23 protein-coding genes and 1 pseudogene are annotated in these 25,073 nt (G+C 72.6%); 10 read left to right on the forward strand and 14 right to left on the reverse strand.

Annotation, left to right across the window (positions count from 1 at the left end; all coding sequences use genetic code 11):
- Positions 1–61 precede the first annotated feature (61 nt).
- From ACH4NX_RS04115 to ACH4NX_RS04130, 4 genes are read right to left on the reverse strand one after another with little or no spacing between them, the layout of a single operon-like run.
- Positions 62–1,093 carry a LacI family DNA-binding transcriptional regulator gene (locus ACH4NX_RS04115; RefSeq protein ID WP_351397869.1) on the reverse strand — a complete coding sequence of 344 codons (1,032 nt, stop codon included), beginning with the start codon at positions 1,091–1,093 and terminating at the stop codon, positions 62–64.
- Positions 1,090–1,995 carry a carbohydrate ABC transporter permease gene (locus ACH4NX_RS04120; protein WP_351397870.1) on the reverse strand — a complete coding sequence of 302 codons (906 nt, stop codon included), beginning with the start codon at positions 1,993–1,995 and terminating at the stop codon, positions 1,090–1,092. Before ACH4NX_RS04120 ends, ACH4NX_RS04115 begins: the two co-directional genes overlap by 4 nt.
- The gene (locus ACH4NX_RS04125) at positions 1,992–2,921 is read right to left on the reverse strand and encodes a sugar ABC transporter permease (RefSeq protein ID WP_351397872.1); all 930 of its coding nucleotides are present in this window, start codon (positions 2,919–2,921) and stop codon (positions 1,992–1,994) included. The genes ACH4NX_RS04120 and ACH4NX_RS04125 overlap by 4 nt, the downstream gene beginning before the upstream one ends.
- The gene (locus tag ACH4NX_RS04130) at positions 2,918–4,237 is read right to left on the reverse strand and encodes an ABC transporter substrate-binding protein (protein ID WP_398127023.1); all 1,320 of its coding nucleotides are present in this window, start codon (positions 4,235–4,237) and stop codon (positions 2,918–2,920) included. The genes ACH4NX_RS04125 and ACH4NX_RS04130 overlap by 4 nt, the downstream gene beginning before the upstream one ends.
- A 186-nt stretch (positions 4,238–4,423) precedes the next feature.
- On the opposite strand from ACH4NX_RS04130, the gene ACH4NX_RS04135 reads away from it, so the two are divergent.
- The 4 genes from ACH4NX_RS04135 to crcB all read left to right on the forward strand — a co-directional run bounded on the left by ACH4NX_RS04135 (position 4,424) and on the right by crcB (position 7,898).
- Complete coding sequence (locus tag ACH4NX_RS04135) at positions 4,424–6,451, forward strand: beta-galactosidase (protein WP_398127022.1); 2,028 nt, start codon at positions 4,424–4,426, stop codon at positions 6,449–6,451.
- Between the two features lie 115 nt (positions 6,452–6,566).
- The gene (locus ACH4NX_RS04140) at positions 6,567–6,854 is read left to right on the forward strand and encodes an ArsR family transcriptional regulator (RefSeq protein WP_351397878.1); all 288 of its coding nucleotides are present in this window, start codon (positions 6,567–6,569) and stop codon (positions 6,852–6,854) included.
- 193 nt (positions 6,855–7,047) lie between these two features.
- Entirely contained in the window at positions 7,048–7,518 is a 471-nt protein-coding gene (locus ACH4NX_RS04145) for a fluoride efflux transporter FluC (protein WP_398127021.1), read from the forward strand.
- Between the two features lie 5 nt (positions 7,519–7,523).
- Positions 7,524–7,898: a fluoride efflux transporter CrcB gene (gene crcB / locus ACH4NX_RS04150; protein WP_351397934.1), complete on the forward strand. Its 375-nt coding sequence runs from the start codon at positions 7,524–7,526 to the stop codon at positions 7,896–7,898.
- 295 nt (positions 7,899–8,193) lie between these two features.
- On the opposite strand, the gene ACH4NX_RS04155 is transcribed toward crcB, so the two are convergent.
- Positions 8,194–9,252, reverse strand: a complete 1,059-nt coding sequence (locus tag ACH4NX_RS04155) for an acyl-CoA desaturase (RefSeq protein ID WP_351397882.1) — start codon at positions 9,250–9,252, stop codon at positions 8,194–8,196.
- A gap of 95 nt (positions 9,253–9,347) precedes the next feature.
- Between ACH4NX_RS04155 and ACH4NX_RS04160 the strand changes: the two genes are divergently transcribed.
- A complete protein-coding gene (locus ACH4NX_RS04160) occupies positions 9,348–10,280 on the forward strand; it encodes a glutaminase (protein ID WP_351397884.1) in 933 nt (310 codons plus the stop codon).
- 37 nt (positions 10,281–10,317) lie between these two features.
- Here ACH4NX_RS04160 and ACH4NX_RS04165 read toward each other — a convergent pair whose 3' ends face one another.
- Both ACH4NX_RS04165 and rho read right to left on the reverse strand, forming a co-directional pair.
- Entirely contained in the window at positions 10,318–11,502 is a 1,185-nt protein-coding gene (locus ACH4NX_RS04165) for a serine hydrolase (RefSeq protein WP_351397886.1), read from the reverse strand.
- 135 nt (positions 11,503–11,637) lie between these two features.
- Positions 11,638–12,777, reverse strand: coding sequence for a transcription termination factor Rho (gene rho / locus ACH4NX_RS04170; protein WP_398127020.1), 1,140 nt, complete (start codon positions 12,775–12,777; stop codon positions 11,638–11,640).
- A 418-nt stretch (positions 12,778–13,195) separates the two neighbouring features.
- Between rho and ACH4NX_RS04175 the strand changes: the two genes are divergently transcribed.
- The gene (locus tag ACH4NX_RS04175) at positions 13,196–13,921 is read left to right on the forward strand and encodes a class I SAM-dependent methyltransferase (RefSeq protein WP_351397890.1); all 726 of its coding nucleotides are present in this window, start codon (positions 13,196–13,198) and stop codon (positions 13,919–13,921) included.
- 18 nt (positions 13,922–13,939) lie between these two features.
- Here ACH4NX_RS04175 and ACH4NX_RS04180 read toward each other — a convergent pair whose 3' ends face one another.
- The 6 genes from ACH4NX_RS04180 to ACH4NX_RS04205 all read right to left on the reverse strand — a co-directional run bounded on the left by ACH4NX_RS04180 (position 13,940) and on the right by ACH4NX_RS04205 (position 19,138).
- Positions 13,940–14,701 (reverse strand): GntR family transcriptional regulator, encoded by a 762-nt coding sequence (locus ACH4NX_RS04180; RefSeq protein WP_351397892.1) that lies wholly within the window; start codon positions 14,699–14,701, stop codon positions 13,940–13,942.
- Positions 14,702–14,929: 228 nt separating this feature from the next.
- Positions 14,930–15,898: an acetylxylan esterase gene (locus tag ACH4NX_RS04185; protein WP_398127019.1), complete on the reverse strand. Its 969-nt coding sequence runs from the start codon at positions 15,896–15,898 to the stop codon at positions 14,930–14,932.
- A 236-nt stretch (positions 15,899–16,134) separates the two neighbouring features.
- A complete protein-coding gene (locus tag ACH4NX_RS04190) occupies positions 16,135–16,719 on the reverse strand; it encodes a hypothetical protein (protein WP_351397896.1) in 585 nt (194 codons plus the stop codon).
- A gap of 442 nt (positions 16,720–17,161) precedes the next feature.
- The gene (locus tag ACH4NX_RS04195) at positions 17,162–17,938 is read right to left on the reverse strand and encodes a ferredoxin reductase (protein ID WP_351397897.1); all 777 of its coding nucleotides are present in this window, start codon (positions 17,936–17,938) and stop codon (positions 17,162–17,164) included.
- Positions 17,931–18,536 carry a sulfite oxidase-like oxidoreductase gene (locus ACH4NX_RS04200; protein WP_398127018.1) on the reverse strand — a complete coding sequence of 202 codons (606 nt, stop codon included), beginning with the start codon at positions 18,534–18,536 and terminating at the stop codon, positions 17,931–17,933. The genes ACH4NX_RS04195 and ACH4NX_RS04200 overlap by 8 nt, the downstream gene beginning before the upstream one ends.
- A gap of 107 nt (positions 18,537–18,643) precedes the next feature.
- Positions 18,644–19,138, reverse strand: coding sequence for a MarR family winged helix-turn-helix transcriptional regulator (locus ACH4NX_RS04205; RefSeq protein ID WP_351397901.1), 495 nt, complete (start codon positions 19,136–19,138; stop codon positions 18,644–18,646).
- 103 nt (positions 19,139–19,241) lie between these two features.
- Between ACH4NX_RS04205 and ACH4NX_RS04210 the strand changes: the two genes are divergently transcribed.
- Both ACH4NX_RS04210 and ACH4NX_RS04215 read left to right on the forward strand, forming a co-directional pair.
- The gene (locus tag ACH4NX_RS04210) at positions 19,242–20,309 is read left to right on the forward strand and encodes a hypothetical protein (protein WP_398127017.1); all 1,068 of its coding nucleotides are present in this window, start codon (positions 19,242–19,244) and stop codon (positions 20,307–20,309) included.
- 172 nt (positions 20,310–20,481) lie between these two features.
- Entirely contained in the window at positions 20,482–21,303 is an 822-nt protein-coding gene (locus ACH4NX_RS04215; protein WP_351397905.1) for a putative protein N(5)-glutamine methyltransferase, read from the forward strand.
- Here the strand turns inward: ACH4NX_RS04215 and ACH4NX_RS04220 are convergent.
- Complete coding sequence (locus ACH4NX_RS04220) at positions 21,293–23,407, reverse strand: SpoIIE family protein phosphatase (RefSeq protein ID WP_398127016.1); 2,115 nt, start codon at positions 23,405–23,407, stop codon at positions 21,293–21,295. The two genes, ACH4NX_RS04215 and ACH4NX_RS04220, sit on opposite strands and share 11 nt — an antisense overlap.
- A 230-nt stretch (positions 23,408–23,637) precedes the next feature.
- Between ACH4NX_RS04220 and ACH4NX_RS04225 the strand changes: the two are divergent.
- Positions 23,638–24,518, forward strand: a pseudogene (locus ACH4NX_RS04225) (hypothetical protein).
- 79 nt (positions 24,519–24,597) lie between these two features.
- Positions 24,598–24,966, forward strand: a complete 369-nt coding sequence (locus ACH4NX_RS04230) for a hypothetical protein (protein ID WP_345593617.1) — start codon at positions 24,598–24,600, stop codon at positions 24,964–24,966.
- The last annotated feature ends 107 nt before the right edge of the window (positions 24,967–25,073 follow it).

Genomic DNA, 25,073 nt, shown 5'->3' on the forward strand with positions numbered 1-25,073 from the left:
GGTAACACCGAAGCGAGTGTTCCTTGAGTATGCAATTAGTGCGCACGCAAGGAACGCGGGCTCAGGCCGAGTCCCGCTTCACCAGTTCCGTCGGCAGGATCACCGTCGCCGGGTCCTCCCCGCCGATCCGGGCCAGCAGCACCCGGACCATCTCGGCGCTGATCCGGTCCCAGGGCTGCCGGATGGTGGTCAGCTCGGGACTGGCGGCGACCGCCGCGGGGGAGTCGTCGAAACCACCCACCGCCACGTCCTCGGGCACCCGCCGCCCCGCCCGTCGCAGCGCCGTCAGTACTCCCTGTGCCATCAGGTCGGACGCCACGAACACGGCGTCCACGTCCGGTGCCCGCGCCAGCAGCCGCTCCGCCGCCACCTCGCCACTGGCCCGGCTGTAGTCGCCCGTGACGACGAGCCGTTCGTCGACGCCGATGCCCGCCTCGCCGAGCACCTCCTCGTAGCCGGCCAGGCGCTCGACACCGCCCGGGGTGTCGAGCGGGCCGGTCACCACGCCCACCCGCCGCCGCCCCAGCGACAGCAGATGGCGGACCATGTCCCGGGCGCCGTCCCGGTCGTCGGCGGCCACGTAACTCACCTTCGAGCCCAGCCCGATCGGCTTGCCGCACGCGACCAGCGGCACCCCTGCCGCGCGCAGTTCCTCGGCGACCGGGTCCCCGGAGTGACTGGAGACCAGCAGGACTCCGTCGACATGGCCCGCCGTGATGTACCGCGTGATGCGCCGCCGTTCGTCCTTGGTCCCGGCCAGCATCAGCAGCAGCGGGACGTCGTGCGCGGCCAGCGCCTGGGTGCAGCCGCGCAGCAGGACGTTGAAGTTGGGGTCCTCGAAGAACCGCTCCTGCGGCTCGGTGAGCAGGAACCCCACCGAGTCCGACCGCCCGGTGATCAGCGACCGGGCGTGCCGGTTGACGACGTAACCCGTCTTGCGGATGGCCGCGTTGACGGCCTCCTGTGCTGCCGGACTGACGTAGTGCCCGCCGTTGAGCACCCGTGACACCGTGCCCCGCGACACTCCGGCCTCGCGCGCCACGTCGTGGATCGTGGGCGGTCGGCGCCGGCCCCCCGTGTTGCTCATGGTCATGACTTTACGGCCCCGGAGAGCAGGTCGAGGCTCCAGAACCGCTGGACGACAAGGAAGAGGGCGACCAGCGGAAGCACCGCGAGGAAGGCACCGGTGATCACCAGCGTGTAGAGCGCCGGCGTGTTCGCGCCCTGCTCCAGCAGTGTGTAGAGACCGAGCGTGATCGGGAACTTCTCGTCGTCGCTCAGCATGATGTACGGCAGCAGGAAGTTGTTCCACACGGCCACGAACTGGAACAGGAAGACCGTCACCAGTCCGGGCACCATCATCGGCAGCGCGACCCGGGTGAAGATCCGCCACTCGCTCGCCCCGTCCATCCGCCCGGCCTCCACCACGTCGGCGGGCACCGCCGCCGAGGCGTAGACACGCGCCAGGTAGACGCCGTAGGGGGAGAGGATCTGGGGGAGCAGCACGGAGAGGTACGAGTCCGTCAGGTTCGCCTCGGCCAGCAGCAGGTACTGGGGGACGGCGAGGATCACCGGGGGCATCAGTACGCCCGCCAGCAGCACGTTGAACAGCGTCTCCCGGCCGCGGAAGCGGTAGGTCGCCAGGGCGTAGCCGCTGATCGCCGACACAGCCGTGGACAGCAGGGCGCCGAGGCCGGCGTAGAGAGCCGAGTTGGCCATCCACTGCCAGTAGACGCCGTCCCGGTAGGTGCTCAGGTCGCTCACGTTGTCGGCGAAGCCCGTGCCCGGCAGGAAGGTGAAGGTGGAGAACAGTTCGCTGCCCGACTTGGTGGCCGCGACCACCACCCAGGCCACCGGCAGCAGGCAGTAGGCGGCGCCGAGGAGCAGCGTGATGGTCGGGACCAGCGCGATACGGCGGCGCGGCGGGGGCCCCTGGGCGGTGCCGGGCGTGGTGCCCGCCGCCGGCCGCGTCTTGCGGACGGCAAGGGAACTCATCGTGCTGCCTCCTGCTTGTTGCGGCGGTTCGCGGCCCGCAGGAACCCGAAGGACAGCGTCAGGGTGACGAGCGCGATGATCGCCGCCTGGGCCGAGGCCGCGTGGATGTCGCCGTTGCCGAAGGCGTCCTGGTACACCTTCATCAGTGGACTCCAGGTGGTGGGAACGGAGTTGGTGAGTGGTTTGAGGGTGGTCGGCTCGTTGAACACCTGGAGCGTGGCGATGATCGAGAAGAAGAACGTCAGCACCAGCGACGGCGCCACCATCGGGATCTTGATCCGCAGCGCGATCTGCAGCGGGGAGGCGCCGTCCAGCTTCGCCGCCTCGTACACCTCGGCCGGGATGGCCCGCAGCGCGGTGTAGATGACGATCATGTTGAAGCCGGTGCCGCCCCAGATCGCGATGTTCGACAGGGCGAGGTAGAGCGGGCCGCCGTCCAGCAGGTCCGGCTGCGGCAGACCGAGCCGGTCGAGCACGAAGTAGAAGGGACTGACGTCCGGCAGGTACAGGAAGCCCCACAGCAGCGCGGCGACCACGCCGGGGATGGCGTACGGCAGGAAGATCGCGAGCCGGGTGACCGGGGTGAACCGCACCTTCTCGGCGTCGAGCATCAGCGCGAACAGCAGGGCCAGACCCAGCATCACGGGTACGACGACGCAGCCGTAGCCCAGGACGCGCAGAGCCCCGTTCAGCAGCTCGCTGTCGGTGAGGGCGTCGGTGTAGTTCTGCAGGCCGGCCCACACCTCCTGCCGCGCACCGGCGCCGAGGCCGAGCCCGGAGACCTCCACCTTGCGGAAGCTGAGGTGGACGGCGTAGCCGATGGGCAGCGCGAAGAAGAGCAGGAACAGGGTGACCGCGGGGAGGAGGAAGGCATACGGGGCGCCCTTGACCCCGTACGGCCTGCGGCGTGCCGTGGTGCTGGTCACGGGGCGACCTCGAAGCCCTGCTTCTTCAGGTCGGTGACCGTCTCCTCCTGCATGGTGTCGAGGGCGGCGGTGAAGTCCGACCTGTTCTTGGCGGCGGTGCCGAACGCGTCCTTGAAGGTCGTGTAGGCGACGTTGACGTTCGGGCCCCAGGCGGCCGGCGCCGTCGTCTCGGCGATGTCGGCGGCCCTGGTGTAGAAGTCCGGCTGGTTGGAGAAGAACTCCGGCGGGTTGGTGAAGGCGCCGCTGAGCTGGGCCGAGGTGGAGGCCGGGTAGACGCCGCCCTCCTTGGCCAGGGCGTTCAGCGCGTCCCGGTCGGTGTTCAGCCACTCGGCGAACTTCGCGGCGGCGTCCTGGTGCTTCGAGTCGGTGGTGACGCCGGTGGAGGAGCCGCCCCAGCTGCCGGTGCGGTTCTCGCCGCCGGGCCACTGGGGGAGCGGGGCCATGGCCCACTTGCCCTTGGTGTCGGGCGCGGCGGTGGTCAGCGTGCCGGGCGCCCACACGGCGCTGACCCAGGCGAGCTGCTTGCCGGTGTTGAGTGCCTTGTTCCAGGAGGGCGTGTACATCGGCTGGTTGTCGATGGCGCCCTCCTTGACGAGGCCGCCCCAGAACTCGGCGACCTTCTTCGTCGCCTCGTCGTTGACACCGACCTTCCACTTCCCGTCCTCGGCCGACCACCACTTGGCGCCGGCCTGCTGGGCGAGGCCCGCGAAGAGGCCGGAGTCGTTGGCGGAGAAGGTGGTGAGGTCCTTGTCGGGGGCGGCCTTCCTCAGCTTGCGCGCGGTCTCGGCGAACTCGTCCCAGGTGGCCGGGACCTCTAGGCCGTACTTCTCGAACAGGTCCTCGCGGTAGTAGAACATCATCGGCCCGATGTCCTGCGGGACGGCGTAGACGGCGTCCGTGCCCAGCGTGGCCTGCTGCCACACGCCCTCGGCGAACCGGCCCTTCACGTCGCCGACCTCGCCGGATATGTCGGCGAGCGCGTCGTTGCTGACCAGCGTGGGCAGCGCCTGGTACTCGGCCTGTACCAGGTCGGGCCCCTGGCCGGCCTTGTGCGCGGTGAGGATCTTGGTGACCAGCGTGTCGCCGGACGCCTGCTTCTTCACCGTGACGGTGATCTGTTCCTTCTTGCCCGGGCCCTCGTTCCACAGGTCGACGACCTTGTCCATGCCGGGCGTCCAGGTCCAGTACGTCAGCGAGACCGGACCGGACTGGGCGTCGCCGCTGTCGTCGGACGAGCCGCAGGCGGCGAGGGTGGTGGCACCGAGTGCGACGGCGACTGCGGAGGTCACCAGGCGGCGGCGCTTCGTGTACGGCATGGAACTCTCCCCTGACCTGGGGTCTCCGCCTGCTGCGAAGACCTGCCATGCTTCTGTGAGCGTTCACAGTAGAGAAACATCCCGGACACTTGTCAATGGTTGTTGCTGTGCGGTTATGTTGGGATCGCACCGCCGATCATGTGTGTGCACGTTCCCAACTGATCGATCACATTCGGGAGACCAGCCATGCCGGAGACCACCCCCAGGGGCCTCACCGGGCTCGCCTTCGGCGGGGACTACAACCCCGAGCAGTGGCCGGAGAGTGTCTGGCCGGAGGATGTCCGGCTGATGCGCGAGGCCGGCGTCACGATGGTGAGCGCCGGGATCTTCTCCTGGGCCCTGCTGGAGCCCGCCCCCGGTACCTACGACTTCGGCTGGCTGGACCGCCTGTTGGACCTGCTGCACGACAACGGCATCCGCGCCGACCTCGGCACACCCACCGTCGTCCCGCCCGCCTGGTTCTACCGGGCCCACCCCGAGGCGCTGCCCGTCACCGCCGAGGGGACGCGGTACGAGTTCGGCTCCCGGGGCGCCATCTGCCACAGCAACGCCGACTACCGCGCCGCCGCCGCGAACATCACCACCAGGCTCGCCGAGCGCTACGGCAGCCACCCGGCACTCGCGCTCTGGCACGTCCACAACGAGTACGGCGTCCCCGTCTCCGCCTGCTACTGCGACTCCTGCGCCGCACACTTCCGCCGCTGGCTCGCGACCACCTACGGCACCGTCGACGCCGTCAACGAGGCCTGGGGCACCGCATTCTGGGGCCAGCGCTACGCCGACCTCGACCAGATCAACCCGCCGCGCACGACCCCGACGGTGGGCAACCCGGGCCAGGCGCTGGACTACAAGCGCTTCGCCGACGCCACGATGCGCGAGAACTTCCGCGCCGAGCGGGACATCCTGCACCGCCTCTCACCCGGCGTTCCCGTCACCACCAACTTCATGACCGCCCTCAGCCAGTGCGACTCCGTCGACTACTGGGCCTGGGGCCGCGAGGTCGACCTCGTCACCAACGACCACTACCTGATCACCGACGGCCGCCGCACCCACGTCAACCTCGCCATGGCCGCCGACCTCACCCGCTCGGTCGCGGGCGGCGCCCCCTGGCTGCTGCTCGAACACTCCACCTCCGGCGTCAACTGGCAGCCCCGCAACCCGGCCAAGGCTCCCGGCCAGATGGCCCGCAACTCCCTGGCCCACGTGGCCCGCGGCTCCGAGGGTGCCATGTTCTTCCAGTGGCGGCAGTCCAGGCGCGGCGCCGAGAAGTTCCACTCGGCGATGCTGCCGCACGGCGGCACCGGGACACGCGTATGGCGTGAGGTGGTCGGACTCGGCGCCTCGATCGACTCGCTGAACCCCGTCCGCGGCACCCGCACCGAGGCCGACGTGGCCATGGTCTGGGACTGGCACTCCTGGTGGGCGCAGAACCTCCAGTGGCGCCCCAGCGAGGACCACGACCCCCGCGAACGCGCCGACTCCTTCTACGAGGCCCTCTACGACCGCCACCTCACGGTCGACTTCGCCCACCCGGAAGCCGACCTGTCGGCCTACCCCCTCGTCGTCGTCCCCGCGCTGTACCTGACGACGGAGGCGGCCGGGAACAACCTCAGGCAGTACGTCGAAGGGGGCGGCACGCTCGTCGTCTCGTACTTCTCCGGCATCGTCGACGAGCACGACGCCGTCCACGAGGGCGCCTACCCGGGCGCGCTCAGGGACGTGCTGGGCCTCACCGTCGAGGAGTTCTCACCCCTGCAGGCGGGCGAGCGGGTACGGCTCACCGGCCAGGACGGCTGCGAACCGGTCGGCGACGTGTGGACGGAGTTCGTCGTGCCGCGCGGCGCCGAGCCGGTGTGGACGTACGCCGACGGCCTCACCGCGGGACACCCGGCCGTCACCCGGCACCGCCTCGGCGAGGGCACCGCCTGGTACGTCTCCACCCGCCTCGGCGCCGAAGGCCTGGACGCCGTCCTCGGCCGGGCCGAGCGGGACGCGCGGATCGCCCCGCGTGCCGGCCTGCCCCGTGACGTCGAAGTGGTGCGCCGCACCGGGGAGTCGGGCACCTACCTGTTCGCGATCAACCACACCGACTCGGCGGCCGAGGTGCCGCTGGACGCGCCCGGCACCGAACTGCTGACCGGGGAACACCCCGCGGGCCGCCTCGCGCTCCCGGCCGGCGCCGTGCGGGTCGTGCGGCTCGCCGGCACGAGCTGACGCACTCGACCGCCGTGCGGCGGTCGGGTAGCCGCGAGGACGCCGGAGTCCCGGACAGCGGTGCCCCGGCTGCGGGACAGTGGAAGGCCACGGGCCCGGACGGAGGGAGGACGAGATGCTGAGGACCCCCGTGCACGGCACGCGTCTCGACATCCTGGAGTGGCTCAAGGACCCGGCCGCCCACTTCCCGCCGCGGCACCACGCGGACGTCGTCGCGCACGGCGTCCGCGTGGGACCCGTGGCCGCGAAGCTCGGCGTGTCCCGCCGGGCGGCCGCGACCCACCTCGACCTCCTGGCGAGGACCGGGCTGCTCCGCACCAGCAGGTTCCGCCGGCGGACGTACTACCGGCGCGACGAGGTGCGGATCGCCGAGGTGGCGCGGATGTTCGAGAAGGGCTGGTAGACCGGCGCCCGCGAGGCACCACCGAGGAGTGACCGGGAGGCCGCACCGGCGTTAGGCTGGCCGACGGCCGTGCCGGTGCGCGCGGCGCGGCGGTGGGGCCCGCCGTACCCGAACCGCGGCACGTCCGCCGCCAACGGTCCCTACTCGCGCACGGGGGGCATCCCCCTGCCCGTCGAGCAGGAGACGTACGACCGTGCCGGCCGCGAACCCCGACAGCGCCACCGTCCGGCCCGCCTGGCGCGTCCAGGCACCGGTCGTCGCGGCGGTCTCCCTCGGCGGCGGCACGGGTGCCGCCGCCCGCTACGCGGCCTTGCTGTGGTGGCCGACGCAGACCGGCGGCTTCCCCTGGACGACCTTCTGGGTCAACGTCGCCGGCTGCGCGGTGATCGGCGTGCTCATGGTGGTCGTCACCGAGGTGTGGGCCGCGCCCCGCCTGGTCAGGCCCTTCCTGGGCACCGGCGTGCTCGGCGGCTTCACCACCTTCTCCACCTACGCCGTCGACAGCCGCCACCTGTTCGCCGCCGACCAGGTCCGCACGGGGCTGGCCTGCCTCGCCGCGACTCCCCTCGCGGCCCTCACGGCGGTGTGGCTCGCCACCTGGACGACCCGCCGGGTCCTGGCACCACGCACCGGTGGCGGCCCTCCGGACGAGAAGAGGGGGTGACCGCCGTGAACTGGCTGCTGGTCGTCGTGGGCGGCATGGTCGGCGCCCCCCTCCGCCACCTCACCGACCGCGCGGTGCGGTCCCGGCACGACACGGTCTTCCCGTGGGGCACCTTCACGGTGAACGTCGCCGGCTGTCTGGTCCTGGGGCTGCTGACCGGCGCGGCGCTCGCCGGCGCCGCGGGCTCCGAGCTGCGGCTGCTGCTCGGGACCGGACTGTGCGGCGCCCTCACGACGTACTCGACCTTCTCCTACGAGACGCTCCGGCTGGCCGAGACGGGCGCCCGCCTCCAGGCCGCCGTGAACGTGGGGGCGAGTGTGGCGGCCGGCCTGGGTGCGGCGTTCGCGGGGGTGACACTGGCCGACGCGCTCTGGGCATGACGCGAGGCACCGCCGCGCGTGCGGCGGGACTGGCCGCGCCACACGACTGTCGCCGCCTGGGCGTCCGCCGCCCAGAGCGGAGCGGGAACCCGTGAGCGTCGTCGGCAGCGGTCGGGCCGTCGTCCTCCACCGGCCGGCCGCCACCCGGCTCTCCTTCTTCCTCGGCATCCCGGCGCCAGGCTGTACGAGCCGAAGGACGGGGTCGTCGTCGGCGTGCTGTTCGGGCTGCTCGGCGCGAGCGTGCCGCACGGCTGACCGCAGCACGCCGAGACCCGGTCGGCACCGCACCCGCCTCTCAGCGGGCGGCGCGCAGCGGCTCCCCGACGCTCCTGAGGTGCCGCAGCGCCTGGCCGTACGAGGCGAGCAGCCCGGTCTGGTAGTACGGCACGCCCAGTTCGGCGCAGTACCGCTCGGTGATGACCTGGGCCCTGCCGAGTGCGGGCGTCGGCATGCTGGGGAAGAGGTGGTGCTCGATCTGGTAGTTGAGGCCGCCCATGAAGACGTCGACCAGCGCGCCGCCCCGCACGTTGCGGGAGGTGAGGACCTGTCGGCGCAGGAAGTCGAGCCGCGTGCCTTCCTCGATCATCGGCATGCCCTTGTGGTTGGGCGCGAAGACCGAGCCCAGGTAGACCCCGAACAGTCCCTGGTGCACGGCGATGAAGGCGAGCGCCTTGCCGGGGGAGAGAAGCGTGAACAGACCGCCGAAGTACAGGACGAAGTGGGCGACGAGCAGCGTGCCCTCCACGACCGGACGCTTCATGTGCGGGCTGCGCAGCGCCTTGAAACTGTTGAAACTGAGATTGAGCCCCTCCAGCGTCAGCAGCGGGAAGAACAGGGCGGCCTGGTGTTTCCCGACGAAACCGGGCAGGCCCTTCGCCTTGTGCGCCTGGCGCTGGGACCAGACCAGGATGTCGGGGGCGACGTCCGGGTCCTTCTCCTCGTGGTTGGGGTTCGCGTGGTGGCGCGTGTGCTTGTTCATCCACCAGCCGTAGCTCATGCCCAGCAGCAGGTTGGCCACCAGGAGGCCGCCGATCTCACTGGGACGCCGGCGGGAGAACACCTGCCGGTGGGCGAGGTCGTGCGAGGCGAGACCGAGCTGGCCGAAGACGAGGGCCAGGGCCACCGCGACGAACAGCTGGTACCAGCTGTCGCCCAGTGTGAGGAAGGCGGCGACACCACCCGCGAGCGCGAGGGCGACGGCGCCGAAACGCACCGTGTAGTAGAAGGGGCGGCGCCGGAGCAGACCCGCGTCGGCTATGCGCCGTGAGAGTTCGGAAAAGTCGCTTCCCTTGTCGCGTCCCTTTTCCTGTTCGCGCGTGGGCGGGGTCTCGATGAGCACCGTTGGGTTGACCATGTGCACAGTATGTGGCCATGTTCCCCGGGCACAGAATGACGTCTGCCCCCGGAGCGGGGTGCAGCTACCCCCACCTCCGGGGACCGGGAGGGAGAATGGCGATCATGAGCACGCGGACGACCTTCCAGCCGGTCCTGGAGCGCATCGCCGAGGAGATCGAGCGGACCCCCGGCAGTGGCCGGCCCGCCGACTACATCCCGGCGCTCGCCGCCTGCGACCCGCGCCGCTTCGGCATGGCCGTCGCCGAGCCGGACGGCACGGTGTACGGGGTGGGGGACTGGCGCGAGCCGTTCTCCGCGCAGTCCATCACCAAGGTCTTCACCCTCGCCCTCGACCTGGCCCGCGAGGGCGACGCCCTCTGGGAGCACGTGGGCCGCGAACCGTCCGGCAACCCGTTCAACTCCCTGGTGCAGCTGGAGTACGAGAACGGCATCCCGCGCAACCCGTTCATCAACGCGGGTGCCCTCGTCGTCACCGACCGCCTGCACACCCGTACCTCGGACGCGGCGGGCGAACTGCTCGCCTTCCTGCGCGCCGAGAGCGGCAACCCGGACCTGACCTACGACGAGGAGGTCGCCGCCTCCGAGACCGCCCACGGAGACCGGAACGCCGCCCTCGGCCACTTCATGGCGTCGTACGGCAACATCGACAACCCCGTACCGGTCCTGCTGGAGCAGTACTTCCGCCAGTGCTCCGTCGCCGCCTCGTGCGCGGACCTCGCCCTGGCGACCGGCTTCCTGGCCCGGCACGGCATCCGGTCCGACGGCACCCGGCTGCTGAGCCGCAGCCAGGCCAAGCAGGTGAACGCGGTGATGCTGACCTGCGGGACGTACGACGCGGCCGGTGAGTTCGCCTACCGGGTGGGTCTGCCGGGCAAGAGCGGGGTCGGCGGCGGCATCATCGCGGTGGTGCCGGGTCACTGCACGCTGTGCGTGTGGAGCCCCGGCCTGGACGAGCGGGGCAACTCGGTGGCCGGGGTGGCGGCGCTGGACCGCTTCACGACGCTCACGGGGCTGTCGGTCTTCTGAGCGGTTGGCCGAACACGCCGGCCGGACGCCGGCGACGTCAATGTCCCTCGTCCCGCACGAGCTTGAGCCGCAGTGCCAGTGCCACGACCCCCGCGCCGAGTCCGGCGACGCCCATGATCGCACCGGTCTCCGGCCAGCCGGGGCCGTCCTGCGACGGCCGCGCCGTGGTGACCGCCGCCGGTACTGCCTCCGGCCCCTGTCGAGGCCTGACGCCCCCGGTGGCCAGCGAACCCACCGGGTCGACGTGCCCGGCCGCCTCGAATCCCCAGTCGAGCAGCGAGCGGGCCTCCTCGTACACGGCGTGGCCGCCGCCCCGCTGCGGGTTCATCACGGTCACCACCAGGGTCCGTCCGTCCCGGCGCGCGGCGGCGATCAGCGTGTTGCCGGCGTTGCTGGTGTAGCCGTTCTTGATGCCGATCAGCCCGGGGTACGGCTCCACGCCGTCCTCCCCGGTGAGCAGCCGGTTGGTGTTCATGATCCCGTACGAGGCCCCGTCCCGGCCGGGGAACATCGCGTCGATCTTGGCGCAGTACCGTGCGAAGTCCGGGTTGCGCAGCCCCGCCCGGCCGAAGACCGCCAGGTCGTACGCCGACGACACCTGGCCCGGCGCGTCGTAGCCGTCGGGCGAGCGTACGTGTGTGTCCCGGGCGCCGAGGGCACGGGCCTCGGCCTGCATGCGGGCGGCCGTGGCACTCCAGCCGCCGGTGAGCGAGGCCAGGACGTGGACGGCGTCGTTGCCGGAGTTGAGGAAGACGCCGTTCCAGAGATCGGAGACCCGGTACGTGCGGCCCTCGACGACACCCACCAGGCTGCTGCCCGGACCGATGCCGTTCAGCTCGTCCGCGCTCACCTCGTGTCGGATGCCGCCCGGCAGGGCCGGCAGCACCGTGAGGGCGAACAGGGTCTTGAGGGTGCTGGCCGGCGGCAGCTTGCGATGCGCGTCGTGTGCCGCCAGCACGTCACCGCTGCCGGCCTCGGCCACCACCCAGGACAGTGCGGAGACCTCGGGGACCTCGGGCGCACCGGTCCGGGGCCGGACCTGTGTGCCGGAGCGGTACAGCGTCGACGGCTGCGGTGCCGCGGCCGACCGTGGTCCCCCGGGCGGGCCGGGGTCCGGCATCTCGGCCCGGGCGGCCGCGGCGGCGGGCATGAGCGTCAGCAGTCCCGCGACACAGAGCACGCAGGTGGATCGAGCCGCCCGGGATGCGAATCCGATAGTCATACCGCAAACGTAGGAACGGACCCCCGGACCGCCACGCTGCCCGGGCCGAGTCGCGGACGCAAGCACCCGGATGCCACAGGGGGACCGGCCGGCCGGGGCCCGTCGGCCGGCCGACGGCATCGGTCGTCGGGGGCGTCAGCCGGTGGGCAGCGTCGGCTGGACGCGCCGCAGAAACGTGGCGTTGTCGGGCGTCTGGCGCATCCGCTCCAGCAGCGTCTCCAGGCCCGACTGCCCGTCCCGCGTCCCCAGGGCCCGCCGCAGCCCGCGTACGGCCGCCGACTCGCCGGCGGACAGCAGGAGTTCCTCGCGACGGGTGCCGGAGCCGGTCATGTCCACGGCCGGGAAGACCCGGCGGGACGCGAGCTCACGGCTCAGCCGCAGCTCCATGTTGCCGGTGCCCTTGAGCTCCTCGAAGTAGAAGTCGTCGGCACGCGAGCCGGTCTCCACCAGGGCGGTGGCGAGGATGGTGAGGGAGCCTCCCTCCTCCGCCTTCCGGGCCGCGCCGAAGAACCGCTTGGGGCCGAGCAGGGCCCCGGCGTCGACACCGCCGCTGAGGGTGCGCCCGCCGGAGGAGGCGGCGTTGTTGTGCGCCCTGCACAGCCGGGTGAGGGAGTCGAGGAGGATGACGACGTCCTCACCGGCCTCGACCAGCCGTTTGGCCCGCTCGATCACGAGTTCGGCGAGCGCGATGTGCTGCTTGGCGCTCTGGTCGAAGGTCGAGGCGTACACCTCGCCCCGCACGGACCGGCGCGTGTCGGTGACCTCCTCGGGCCGCTCGTCGAGCAGCACCACCATCAGGCGGGAGTCGGGGTGGTTTCCGGCGACCGCGGCGGCCAGCTGCTGGAGGAGGACGGTCTTGCCGGTCTTCGGCGGGGCCACGATCAGACCGCGCTGGCCCTTGCCGACCGGGGCGATCAGATCGGTGACCCGCCCGGTCAGGCCGGCCCCCGGATGTTCGAGACGCAGCCGCTCGTGCGGGTGCAGTGGGGTCAGGTCGTGGAAGTGCCGCCGGCCGCCCTGCCGGTCGGGCGTGCGGCCGTTGACGCGGACGACGTCGGTCAGGACGCCCCGGTCGCCGCGTACGCCCTCGACCAGGTCGCCCTTGCGCAGGCCGTGGCGGCGGATCAGCGCGGGGGAGAGGGAGAGGTCGGAGGGCTCGGGCTGGAGGCCGGGGCCCCGCAGCTGCCCCTGCCCGCCCGCGGCGATGTCGAGGACACCGCTCGCGATCTCGGCCGGGGACTGCTGCACAGGGGGGTGTTCGAGCGTGGTGGTCATGGAGTCGGTCCTTTCGAGGACGCGGGCACGGAAGATGAGCGAGGAAGGGGAGAAGCCGCGCGAGGGGTCGGACGACACGCCTCTGGACGGCGGTAACAGCACCTCGGACATGACGGGGAAAAGACCCTGCTCACGAGGTTGTGCTGAGAAGCGGACACGCCGGTCTCGTCAGGACGGGCGGGTCGGCGAACCGAAGGAGAACTGGCACCGGCGCCCCAGGAGGGCGTACACAAGTGCTGACCGCACTCTACCACCGGGTCCGGTGCGGGGCGGTGAGGGCGGAACGGCCGAAACCTGTCCGGAAGCCGTCCCAACCCCCGTCAACAGGCCCGACGCGCTGCCTATTCCGTACGGAGGAGGAGTACCTGCGGGAGTCCGACCGTGTCGGGCCCTGCCGCACAGGCTCTAGGCTGACCGGATGTTCAGCCCCGAAGGCCCCACTGTGCGCGAACTCGCCGTCCAGGCCCTGTCGTCGGTCGAGCGCGGCTACGACCTGCTCGCCCCGAAGTTCGACCACACCCCGTACCGGACGCCGGACCGGGTGCTCGACGCCGTGGCCTCGGCGCTGGCGCCGTCGGGGCCGTTCGGCGCCGGACTCGACCTGTGCTGCGGCACCGGCGCCGGCGTGGACGTACTGGCCCGGGTGTGCCGGGAGAGCGTGACGGGGGTCGACTTCAGCGCGGGCATGCTGGAGGTCGCCCGGGGGCGCACCGTGCCCGAGGGCCCGGCGGTCTCCTGGGTGCGCGCGGACGCCCGCGCCCTGCCCTTCGGTCCCGCGTTCGACCTCGTGGTCAGCTTCGGGGCGTTCGGGCACTTCCTGCCCCGTGAAGTGCCGGGCCTGTTCACCCAGGTGCGTTCCGTGCTGCGGCCGGGTGGCTGCTTCGCCTTCCCCGTCGCCGCCCCGCCCCGACCCGGCTCCCGGGAGTACTGGACGCTGCTCGGCTTCGACACCGCGATGCGGGTGCGCAACGCGCTGTGGCGGCCGCCGTTCGTCATGTACTACCGGACGTTCCGGCTCGGGGACGTGGGCCGGGAGCTGGCGCGCGCCGGATTCCGGGCGGACCTGCACACCCTGCCCGAGTTCGGGCACCGGCCCGACGGCAGCCCGCGTGCCCGGCTGGTCGTGGCACGGCGGCTGCCGTGAGGCGGCGCGCGGGCGGGATCAACCGGCCGCCGGCAGTGTGAACTCGTAGACCAGCGCGTCCTGTCCGGCGTCCACAAGGAGGTCCGTGATCTCCAGGGGTCGCTCGTACTGGTCGTGCACCCGCCGGACGACCCGCACCGACGGCGTGTCCGCGAGCCGGGTGATGGTGTCGCGGTGGTGCAGGGCCAGGCCCGCCCGGCGCATCCAGTCGTAGGCCCGCCGCAACTGCGCCGAGGCGGTGCCGTCGGCACGCTCGCGGTAGCGGGCCAGCTCCTCGACCTCGGCGAGCGCCACGGCGGAGAACGAGGTCACGGCCGTCCGCCGGCCGATTCCGTCGGCGGTCGCGGAGGTGTAGCGGTGCACCAGGGTCGGCCGGCCCGGCGCCAGGCCCAGTGCCGCGGCGTGTTCCGGCGACGGCGGCTCCCAGGCGACGGTGGCCCGGTCGCCGGTGCGGGGCTCCGCCGCCCGGGCACCCACCGGGAAGGTGAGGGAGGCCGGGCTCTGGGCCGGTGAACTGGGCAGGGTGGTGTGACTGCCCCGCCGGTCGGTGGCGAGCAGGCCGTCCCGGCGCAGCACCTCCAGGGCCTGCCGTACGGTCTCCCGGCTCACCCCGAACCGCTCGGCCAGCCGGCGTTCCCCCGGCAGCCGTTCGCCCGGAGGGACGGCCCCGTCGCGCAGCTCGCCGAGCAACCGCGCGGCAACCCGCCAGTACAGGGGCTGCCCTTCGGAGAGGGTCGTGAGGGCGGTGAGGGGGTGGTCGTGCGGGGTGGTGCGGGCCATGCCGCGCCCTCCTGTTGGTGACGTGCGGTAGCCGCGCGGGCTCGGTGCGCCACCAGAACTACCATTGGTCTAAACCAACTGGGAAGGGCGGACCGTCGGTTCGGCCGAAACCTCACCCGCGCGTCGACCGCCCGTCACCGCGTCACAAGGCGCCGTACAGGGCGACGCGCCCGGGGCGGGGCCGAGGCGGGGTCATGGGGGCGCCGTGGGACCGACGGCCCGCCCGGCTCAGACGTACGAGCGCAGCCAGCGCAGCTTGGCGGCCTCCTGGAAGGGGCCTCCGCCCTCGTGGTCGTTGAAGTCGTACACCTCTATCGACTTGTCGTCGTGGGCCCAGGCGTTGAACGCCGCGAAGACGGTCGACGGCGGGCAGGTCTGGTCCTCCAGGGCCGCCGAGAACAGGGCGGGCGCCCGGCCGCGCGCCGCGAAGTGCACGCCGTCGAAGTAGGAGAGCGTGCGCAGCGCGTCCTCGGTGCGGCCGCGGTGCGTTTTGAGGTACAGGCCGATCTCCCGGTAGGGGTGCCGGTCGGTGAGCTTGACCGCGCGCGGGAAGTCGCTGAGGAAGGGCACGTCCGGCGCGACGGCCGTCAGGTCCGGCACCAGGCCGCCGACGGCGATGGTGATGCCGCCGCCCTGGCTGCCGCCGAGGGCTACCGTGCGGGACGGATCGGCCAGCGGGTGCGAGCGGGCCGCCTCGACCGCGCGCACGGCGTCCGTGAAGACGCGGCGGTAGTAGTAGTTCTCCGGGGCGTCCAGGCCGCGGGTCATGAAGCCCGGGTACGAGGGTGTGCCGCCGACGGGATCCGCGGTTCCGCCCCCGCCGCCCCAGGCGCTGCCCTGGCCCCGGGTGTCCATCACGAAGTGCGCCCGGCCCGTGGACGCCCACAGCAGGTGCTCGTGCGGCAGTCCGCGCCCGCCGCCGTATCCGACGAACTCCACGACCAGTGGCAGCGGTTCCTCGGCCGTGGCAGGCAGGAGCAGCCAGCCCTTCACCGGGTGACCGCCGAACCCGGCGAACGTCACGTCGTACACCCGCACGGTGGACAGTCCCGTCTCGACCGGTTCGAAGCGTGCGTCCAGATCGTGTTCCCGGGCTTCCTCGAGCGTCTTGCTCCAGAACGCGTCGAAGTCCTCGGGCTCGGCCGACGCGCTGCGGTACGCGCGGAGTTCGTCGAGCGGAAGGTCGAACAGGGCCATCGAGAACCGCCTTTGCGGGGGAGACAGTGCCGGAGCGTGCGGATGATCACACCGTACGTGAATGATCGGAGGTCTCGCCAGATCCCCGCTGGGACCGGCTGGGGAACGGCCGTCACTGGTCGACGTTCGATCCGTCGAACCGCAGGTCAAGGGATTGGTCGGTCCTTGTGGGCGGGCGCGTGGAGTGGGACGGTTCGCCGATGGCCGGTCCGGTGGTCGGGTGACCGGAGGCGTCGTCACGCCCGGCGATGCGTCCACTGCGGCTCGGTGAGGGCCCAGTCGCGGTCCCACCCGGCCATCCGGCGCCGCAGCAGCACCGTCCGTACGGCGCGGTGTGCGAGGAGCACCGTGAGTGCCGCCCCGATCGTGGTGCACGCGCCGACGGCGACGCTGTGCTGCCGGACCGCCGCACCGTCCGCGGGCGGTGGCACGCTCCGGCCTCGGGAGTCCAGCCACACGTCGACCGTGTCACCGTGCCGGGTACCGGCGGGCACGCGGGCCGAGGTGCTCCGCTCGGTGCCGCCCGGCGTGCTCCAGCGGACGGTCGTACGGTACGAGTGCCGCCCGCCCGCCTCCACCGACGGCAGGGTGTGGGGGGTTTCGCCGGTCACCGCGGCGCTGACGCGATGCCGCTCCGCCCGCTGCTGCGCCGCGACCGCCCGCGCCTCCCCGTGGCCCCACCGGGCGGCGACGGCCCCCAGCAGCGGTGCCCCCGCGGACAGCAGCACGACGACAGCCAGCACCGCCCACGCCTCGACGACGTCGGACCGGCGCCGCAGCGGATTGCGCCGCAGGCGCCAACCGCGCACCCGGGTTCGCATCTCGACCTCCTCGCGATCACCGCGACCGGAGGCCGGACGGCCGTACGAGAGCGGGGCCGCCGTGTCTCCGTGTCGCGCCACGCGTGCGAGTGCCCGCACCGGTCCGGTATCCCGTGCGGCGGACCCCGCCCACCATGTCGCCCACCCCGGAACGAGTGCCGGACGACCGTTCCGCGCCGCGGACAGGTGCCCCGGGGGACACCGGGGAAACCCCGTCCGGGCGAGGGGCGTCAGTGGCTGGGGGTGGGTGGTGGCTGGTCGCGCCCACGCGGCCCGGCGGCAGGCCGACGCGGCCCCGCGCCGATGGGGGCGCTCCGTGCCGGGCGCGGGCTCCCTCCGGGCGCGGGCGGCCGAGGGGATGGTTCGGGCGGTTCGGCCGAAGCCGACCGAAGTCAAGCCAGGGCAACCGAAGCCGACCAAAGGCAACCGAAGCCGGCGGCAGTCAGCCGAAGCGCTCGATGCGTACCCGGTGCACCGGTTGGCCTGCCGCCACCAGCAGCCGGGACGCGTGCTCCGCGAAGGAGTTGGAGCCGCACACGTAGGCCTCCCAGCCGCCGGCGGGTGGCTCGGCCAGCAGCGGTGCCAGATGAGCGGCCGTCATCCGGCCCACCGGCGTCCCGGCCGGCGCGCTCCGGGTGAACACGGGCGTCGTCTCGGCGCCGAACTCGCGGGCGTAGATCAGGTCCCTCGGGCTGCGCGCGGACACCAGCAGCCGCAACGGCACCGTCAGCCCCCGCGCCCGGTGGTGCCGCACCATCGACATCAGCGGCACGACACCGGAGCCCGCGCCCAGCAGCAGGGCGGGCCGGTCGCCGGGCCAGGCGAAGAAGCCGCTCAGCGGGCCGCGCACCTCGATCCGGTCACCGGGCCGGGCCACCGTGTGGAACCAGCCGGAAACCTCACCGTCCGAGACGTGGTCGAGGGTCAGCTCGATGTGCCCGGAGTCGTCCGGCGCGGACGCCAGCGAGTAGTGGCGCTGGGCCACGTAGCCGTCCTCGGCGGTCAGCCGGAGCATCAGGTGCTGGCCGGGCAGATGGCCGGCCCACCCGGGCACCGCGAACCGGAAGGTGGACGCGCGGGGCGTCTCGCGGCGGATCTCCGTGAGCGTGGCCGTCTGCCACGTCCCGGCCACCTCGCCGTTCACCTCGATGCGGCCGGGTACGGCGAACCGCGCCGGGGGAGTGAAGGACCCGGCCGTGTGCGTCGCTGTCTCAGTCACCGGAGTACCGCTGCTCCTGCCAGGGATTGCCGCGCGCGTGGTAGCCGTTCTGCTCCCAGAAACCCGGTTCGTCGTGGTCGAGGAGTTCCAGTCCGGCGATCCACTTCACGCTCTTCCAGAAGTAGAGGTGCGGTACCACCAGCCGTGCCGGGCCGCCGTGCTCGGGGGCGAGCGGCCGGCCGTCGTACTCCCACACGATCCAGGCGCGCCCGCCGGTCAGGTCCGCGAGCGGCAGGTTCGCCGTGTAGCCGGTGTGCGAGTGGGCGACGGCGTGTGTGGCGGACGGCAGCGGGCGCACCGCGTCCAGGAAGGCGTCCAGCGAGACTCCGCCGAACCGCACCCCGAACTTCGACCAGCCGGTCACGCAGTGGATGTCGCCCGCGTACGCCGACGCGGGCAGCCGGTGCGCGGCGGCCCAGTCCCAGGTACGGGGCTCGGCCGCCAGTCCGCCCACACGGAAGGACCAGTCGGCGGGCGACAGGTCGGGCGTGACCTCGGCGGACAGCACGGGCCAGTCGTCGCCGGCGTCGTACTGGCCCGGCGGCAGCCCCGGCCGGGCGCCGCGCGGGCGTCCGGTGAAGCCTCGGGTGGTGTTCATGCGGTGGAGCCTTTCGGGCCGCCGTGAAGGGACGCTCGCGGCCGGCGTGGTTCAGTGCGTACGCGTTCAACCGTACGTGGCCCCGCGGTGGTCCTCGGCTCCGGTCCTCACTTCTCGTTCTCGGCCGGTGCGGCCCCCTGCCACGCGTTGTACCGCTCCAGATACGCGGCGAAGCGGGTCAGGTCCTCCTCGGGCCAGTTCGCGAGCCGCTCCCGGAAGGCCGTCCGGCGGCTGTCGGTGACCTGGGCCAGGATGCGCCGCCCGGCCTCCGTCAGGTGCAGGACCTGGACGCGGTGGTCGTCGGGGTCGACGCGCCGCTCGACGAGGTCGGTGCGCTCCAGGGCGGACACCTGGCGGCTGACGGTGGACTTGTCCAGGGCGTAGTGGGCGGCCAGGTCGGTGGCCCGGCAGCCGTCCCGCTCCTCCAGATGACCGAGCAGTGTGTACGACACCAGGGACAACTCGGGGTGCATGCGGCCCGCCGAGGCGCGGGCACGGCGGGCGAAGGCCGTCATCTCCCGCTGGATGGTCTCCACGGCCGCGTCCGCCGGGCGGTCGCCGGGGGTGACAGTCGTCTCATCGGGCGTCTCGGCTGCCGTCACAGGTCCTCCTCCGCTTTGCTAGTTGTATAGTACAACTTGAAATGAAGAGTTGTATAAGCCAACCACTTCCGTCCGCCGAACCAGTCATTGGAGGATGTGAGCGATGAGGTCGCACGCCCTGCGCCACGTGCTCACGCACCTGATCACCCCGCTGCTGATGTGCGTCGGGATGGGACTCGCGTACATGGGGGCCTTCGTCACCCCCGAGCCGAACTACCTGCCCGTCGCCGTCGTCGGCTCCGGGCCCGAGGCGAAGGTGCTCGCCCAGTCCGTCGAGGACCAGGCCGGCGACGACCTCGACGTACGGACCGTCGCCACCCGCGCCGACGCCGTCGACCTGCTCGAGTCCCGCGACATCACCGGCGCCTACCTGCCCGGCGACAAGGCGCCCGAGGTCGTGGTGGCCACCGCCGCCTCCGACATGGGCGCCATGGCCGCGGAGAAGGTCTTCACCCCGCTCGCCGAGCAGCGGGGCGTCCCGCTGAAGGTGACCGACGTGGCCACCCCGGTCGACGACGACCCCACCGGCCAGGGGCTGTTCTTCCTGCTGATCGCCGTCAGCATCGGCTCCTACGCCTCCGTGGCCGCCCTCGGCGCCGCCGGTGCCGCTCTGCCGATGCGCGTCCGGGTCCTGCTGACACTCGGCGTCTCCGTCGTCGTCAGCGGTGTCGGCGCCCTGCTCGCCGGGCCGGTGTTCCATCTCGCGCACCACGACCTCGCCGGCCTGTGGGGCATGGCCTGGCTCTACGCCGCGGGCATCCTGTTCATCGGGGTCGGCCTGCACACCTTCCTCAAGCGGTGGACCACGCTCGCCATGATGGTGCTGTTCGTGATGCTCAACTTCACCAGTTCCGGCGGTTTGTTCCGGCCCGAACTGCAGAACGACTTCTTCGGCACCCTGCACGCCTTCTGGAACGGCGCGGGGTTCGTCGAGGGCGCCCGCGGCCTGCTCTACTTCGAGGGCGACGGGCTGGGCCGCAGCGTCTGGACCCTGGCCGCCTGGCTGCTGCTCGGCCTCCTGGTGACGGCGGTCGCCGCCCTGCGCGAACGGGGCGGCGCCGCACCGGCACCGGCCACCCTCCCGAAGCACGCGAAGCCGGACGGGCACAAGGCCGTGTCCGCGGCCGAGGAGGGCGCGGAGGAGGAGACGGAGGGGGCCGTCGGCGTCTGATCGTTGGGGTAGGGTGACCGGCGACCGCGGACAGCCCCGGTCGCCGGACGCCTGGGAGGTGAGACCCATTACCGCTGTGTCGGCCCGGGTGCTCTCACCTCACGGCAGTGCGGTCCCCGCCAACGGGTGACCGTGAGAGCGCCCTTCGGTTCTCGAAAGGCTCTCGGCCTCCATGCCTCCACTGTTCTCCGCGCCTGCCTTCCCACCCCCCTTCTCCGGCTCCCTCCCGTCTCCCGTCTCCGTCGTGGCCGCGCTCCGCGCCGCGGGCTGCGTCTTCGCGGAGGACGAGGCGGAGTTGATCCTGGGAGCCGCCCGCAGTGCGGGGGAGCTCACCGCCCTGGTGGACCGCCGCGTCACCGGGCTGCCCCTCGAACTCGTCCTGGGCTGGGCCGAGTTCCGCGGTCTGCGCATCGCCGTCACCCCCGGTGTCTTCGTCCCCCGGCGCCGTACCGAGTTCCTGGTGGCCGAGGCCCTCGCCCACGCGCCGGACGCGGCCGTCGTCGTGGACCTGTGCTGCGGCTCCGGCGCCGTCGGGGCCGCCCTGGCCGCCGCCCTCGGCCGGCCCGAGGTGCACGCCGCCGACGTCGACCGGGCCGCGGTGCGCTGCGCCCGCGGCAACCTGGCGGCCGCCGGCGGCCGGGTGTACGCGGGTGACCTGTTCGACGCGCTGCCCGACGCGGTGCGCGGCCGGGTGGACATACTCGCGGCCAACGTGCCGTACGTCCCCACCGGTGAGGTCGGCCTGCTGCCCGCCGAGGCCCGTGACCACGAGCCGCTGGTCGCCCTCGACGGCGGCACCGACGGCCTCGACGTGCTGCGCAGGGTCGCCGCCGAGGCGCCCCGCTGGCTCGCGCCCGGCGGCTGCCTGCTGGTCGAGACGAGTGAACGCCAGGCACCGGCCGCCGTCGAAGCCTTCACCCGCGCCGGCCTGACGACCCGCCTCGCGGTCTGTGACGAGCTGTACGCCCACGTGGTGATCGGCGTCAGGGACTGACCGCGCCCGGCCTGTCCGACGGCGTCGTGGCCCGGGCGATCAGCAGGGCCACGTCGTCGGAGTTCTCCGGTTCGTGCAGGGTGCGCAGGAGCAGGTCGCAGACCTCCTCCAGAGGGCGGTCCGGACCCTCCAGCAGGGCGAGGAGCGTGTCCAGCCGCTCGTCCAGCGGATGCCGGCGCGTCTCGACGAGACCGTCGGTGTAGAACACCAGCCGGTCGCCCGGCCCCAGGTCGACGGTGGTGGTGGCGAAGGCGACGCCGCCCACGCCGAGCGGCACCCCGGTCGGCAGGTCCAGCAACTCCGGCGGACGGCCGGTCCGCAGCCGGACCGGCGGCAGGTGCCCGGCGTTGGCGATCCGGCACTGCCCGAGGTGCGGATCGTGGACGGCGTAGAGACAGGTGGCGATGGCCTGGTCCAGGCCGGCCGTGGTCCGGTCGAGGTGCCCCAGCAGGAACGCCGGATCGAGGTCGAGGGCGGCCAGGGTGTTCGTCGCGGTGCGCAGCCTCCCCATCGAGGCCGCCGCCGCGACGCCGCTGCCCATCACGTCGCCCACCACGAGCGCGGTCTTGCGGCCCTCCAGCTCGATGACGTCGAACCAGTCGCCGCCGACCTCGCTGGTCGCCTCGGCGGGCTGGTAGCGGGAGGCCACCTCCAGCCCGCCCGTCACCGGCGGATGACTCGGCAGCAGGCTGCGCTGAAGGGTGAGGGCGGCGTCGCGGGCGTTCTGGTACCAGCGGGCGTTGTCGATCTGTACCGCCGCGCGGACGGCCAGCTCGCGGGCGAGCAGCAGGTCGTCCTCCCCGAACGGCAGCGGGTTGCCGACCCGTTTGAGGTCCAGGGCGCCGAGCACCTCGCCCCGCGCGATCAGGGGCACGGCCAGATAGGAGTGCACGCCCGCCCGGCGCAGCAGCTCGGCCGCCTCCGGTGAACGGGCGATGCGCGGCAGGTCCTGCGCCGTCACCCGCGCGACCATCACCGGCCGGCCGGTGCGTACGCACTCGGTGACCAGGCGGTCCGGCCCGTACCGGGCGACCTCGCCGGGCGGGTCGGCCGCCCGCAGCGCCTGCGGCGCGTTCTCCGCCTGGACCGCCAGGGTCCGGAGCATCGCCGGCTCGGCCGGTCCCAGGACGCTGCGCCGTCCCTTCACCACGGCGTCCAGCAGATCCACGGCCGCGATGTCGGCGAGGCCCGGCACGGCCACGTCGGTCAGCTCGCGCGCGGTACGGTCCAGCTCCAGCGTGGTGCCGATCCGCGCGGAGGCGTCGGCCACGGCGGCCAGCCGGCGACGGGCGGCCTCGGCCTCCGCGGCCGCCCGGTGCCGCTCGGTGACGTCCACGACCGAGACGGCCACGCCCAGCACGGCGCCGACGGCGTCCTCCAGCCGGTACAGCGAGAGCGACCAGGTGTGGTCCTCGTCCGGGTCGGCGGGGGTGCGTCCGGTCGCGGGCCGGTCGACGAGCGGCCGCCCGGTCTCCAGCACCCGGCGTGCCGCCGCCTCCAGGGCGTCGGCGTCCACCCGCGGCAGTACCTCGCGGACCGTCCGGCCGAGGTGTTCCTCGGCGGGGATGCCGTCGAGCCGCTCCAGGGACGGGTTGACCGAGACGTACCGCAGGTCGGTGTCCAGGACGGCCAGCCCGATCGGCGACTGCCGGATCACCCGCGTGGACAGCGCCACGTCGTGCTCCAGCCGGCGCACGGTCGAGCGGTCGGCCGCGAGTCCCAGCGCGTAGACGTCACCCCGGTCGTCCAGGAGACGCATGTTGCGGAACTCCACCAGCCGGGTGCCGCCGTCCTTGCGGCGCACGGGGAAGGCCCCGGCCCAGCTCCGGCCGGTCTTCATCACGTCGGCGAACAGCTTCACGACCAGGTCGAAATGGCGTTCGTGGACCATGACGCGGGCGGCGTACCGCCCCAGCACCTCCGGCGCCGAGTACCCGAACAGCTCCTCGGCCTGCGGGCTCCACAGCACGATCCGGCCCTCGGTGTCCAGCACGACCGAGGCCACGTTCAGTACATCGAGCAGCCCACTGGGCCGCTCCGGTCCGCGCGGCGACGCGGCGCCCGTGGCCGATCCGGCCGATCCGGCAGTTCCGGCTGCACTCATCCCACGCCCCGCCTTCGCCGTTCCACGCGCACGCCCTTGTGATGCCGACTCCCTCGCTCCACCGGGCACAGGGCCGCTCCAGGGCCTTGGCCCTCTCTCCCTCCCAGCATCACCCGGTACGGCGGCGACCGCCGTACGGAACACGGCCGAACTTGGTCTGCACATGACTAGGTGGGTGGGTCAGACTGTGCGCCGAGTGCGTACCCCCACCCTCACCCAGGAGCCCGCCCATGCCCCCGCATGCCCGGCAACGTTGTCACACGGTCCTGACCGGACTCGCCGTCCTCGCCCTCGCTCTCGCCCTCACCGGGCCGGCCGCCGCGGCGGCCCCGGCCGCCGACACCTGGACCGAGGTGGGCTCCGACCGAGCCGATCCGCTGACCGAGAGCCAGGGTCTGGCCTCCGTCGAGGTCCCGGCCGGCGGCCCCAACCGCTACACCGGCATCGGCACCATCCCCCTGGGTCTGAGTGTCCGGGGCTGGAACCACGTCGGCGACCCCGACGCCTCCTACGACGGCCACTACGTCGAGCCGTACCAGCGGGACGACGGGAACGCCAAGATGTTCCGCGTGCAGGCGCCGGACGGGCGCTGGTCGGAGTACGTGCACACGCTGAGCCCCGGCGAGGCGCTGAACAACTCGTGGTCCGCGATCTCCCCGGACGGCCAGTGGATGCTGGCGGGCGAGTGGGGCACGATGAACCGGCTGCTGGTCTTCCCGACACCCGGCGTCAACCCGGGCACTCGCCCTCGGCGAACCTCCCGCAGGCGGCCACCGTCCACCTGGACCACGCCGTGCGCGACGTCCAGGGCTGCGACTTCCTCGACGCGACCACACTGCTGTGCTCCTCCGACGATCCCGCGGGGACCCTCTTCGGCATCACCAAGCCGCTGCTGCGCATCGACCTGTCCGCCCCGCCGAACGGCACCGCGGACGTCACCGGCCACGTCACCGCCCTGCGGCAGCTGCCCCTGCGCAGCGCCTGCTCCGGCGCCTTCGAGGCGGAGGGCGTCGACTACGACCGCCGTACCGGCACCCTGCGCGTGATCGTCGTGTCGCCGGGCTTCTGCGTACTCACCGACAGCAAGACCTACCGCTTCACACGGGGCTGACCCGCCCCTTCGCGCCGGACCACAAGTGGTGCTTTTCTGGTGGTAGTGGCGGTATGGGCCCACGAGAGGAGCGATCACGATGGACGGTGAGCGACTGCATCCGGAGTCCGTCTCGGTGGAGCTGAGCGGGTGCAGCAAGGAGGACGCCCGGACCGTGTTCGACGCCCTGTGCACGTGCTTCTCCTCCGACCGGCGCTCGGAGGAGGTGCCCCGGGAGTACGACAGGGTGCGTCCCACCGTGTGGCTCGGCACCTTCGACGTGGCCGAGGCCAGGGGCGAGTGCGACCCGGCCCGGCTCACGGCGTCCGTGGAGGCCGACGTGCAGGGCGGCTACTGGGCGATCGACCGGTTCCGTACCACCCTGGACTCGTTGTTCACCGTGCACGACCTGAGCACGGCCTCCGGGGACCAGGAGCGGGAACTGCACGTACGGCTGGAGAGCCACTGAGCGAGGTCCGCCGGCGCGGCGGTGTGGCGTGCGCCGCCTTCTTGTGCAACTAGTTGCACAAGAAGGCGGCCGTCCTCTACAACAGAGGCACCACACCGCGCACGGAG

This window comes from Streptomyces sp. NPDC017225 (assembly GCF_044331465.1).
In the GTDB taxonomy this organism is placed as follows: domain Bacteria; phylum Actinomycetota; class Actinomycetes; order Streptomycetales; family Streptomycetaceae; genus Streptomyces.

Coding starts and splice junctions, on each gene's coding strand:
- ACH4NX_RS04115 (WP_351397869.1), bottom strand. CDS start 1,093: ATGACCATGAGCAACACGGGGGGCCGGCGCCGACCGCCCACGATCCAC.
- ACH4NX_RS04120 (WP_351397870.1), bottom strand. CDS start 1,995: ATGAGTTCCCTTGCCGTCCGCAAGACGCGGCCGGCGGCGGGCACCACG.
- ACH4NX_RS04130 (WP_398127023.1), bottom strand. CDS start 4,237: ATGCCGTACACGAAGCGCCGCCGCCTGGTGACCTCCGCAGTCGCCGTC.
- ACH4NX_RS04135 (WP_398127022.1), top strand. CDS start 4,424: ATGCCGGAGACCACCCCCAGGGGCCTCACCGGGCTCGCCTTCGGCGGG.
- ACH4NX_RS04140 (WP_351397878.1), top strand. CDS start 6,567: ATGCTGAGGACCCCCGTGCACGGCACGCGTCTCGACATCCTGGAGTGG.
- ACH4NX_RS04155 (WP_351397882.1), bottom strand. CDS start 9,252: ATGGTCAACCCAACGGTGCTCATCGAGACCCCGCCCACGCGCGAACAG.
- ACH4NX_RS04160 (WP_351397884.1), top strand. CDS start 9,348: ATGGCGATCATGAGCACGCGGACGACCTTCCAGCCGGTCCTGGAGCGC.
- ACH4NX_RS04165 (WP_351397886.1), bottom strand. CDS start 11,502: ATGACTATCGGATTCGCATCCCGGGCGGCTCGATCCACCTGCGTGCTC.
- rho (WP_398127020.1), bottom strand. CDS start 12,777: ATGACCACCACGCTCGAACACCCCCCTGTGCAGCAGTCCCCGGCCGAG.
- ACH4NX_RS04175 (WP_351397890.1), top strand. CDS start 13,196: ATGTTCAGCCCCGAAGGCCCCACTGTGCGCGAACTCGCCGTCCAGGCC.
- ACH4NX_RS04180 (WP_351397892.1), bottom strand. CDS start 14,701: ATGGCCCGCACCACCCCGCACGACCACCCCCTCACCGCCCTCACGACC.
- ACH4NX_RS04185 (WP_398127019.1), bottom strand. CDS start 15,898: ATGGCCCTGTTCGACCTTCCGCTCGACGAACTCCGCGCGTACCGCAGC.
- ACH4NX_RS04190 (WP_351397896.1), bottom strand. CDS start 16,719: ATGCGAACCCGGGTGCGCGGTTGGCGCCTGCGGCGCAATCCGCTGCGG.
- ACH4NX_RS04200 (WP_398127018.1), bottom strand. CDS start 18,536: ATGAACACCACCCGAGGCTTCACCGGACGCCCGCGCGGCGCCCGGCCG.
- ACH4NX_RS04210 (WP_398127017.1), top strand. CDS start 19,242: ATGAGGTCGCACGCCCTGCGCCACGTGCTCACGCACCTGATCACCCCG.
- ACH4NX_RS04215 (WP_351397905.1), top strand. CDS start 20,482: ATGCCTCCACTGTTCTCCGCGCCTGCCTTCCCACCCCCCTTCTCCGGC.
- ACH4NX_RS04220 (WP_398127016.1), bottom strand. CDS start 23,407: ATGAGTGCAGCCGGAACTGCCGGATCGGCCGGATCGGCCACGGGCGCC.
- ACH4NX_RS04230 (WP_345593617.1), top strand. CDS start 24,598: ATGGACGGTGAGCGACTGCATCCGGAGTCCGTCTCGGTGGAGCTGAGC.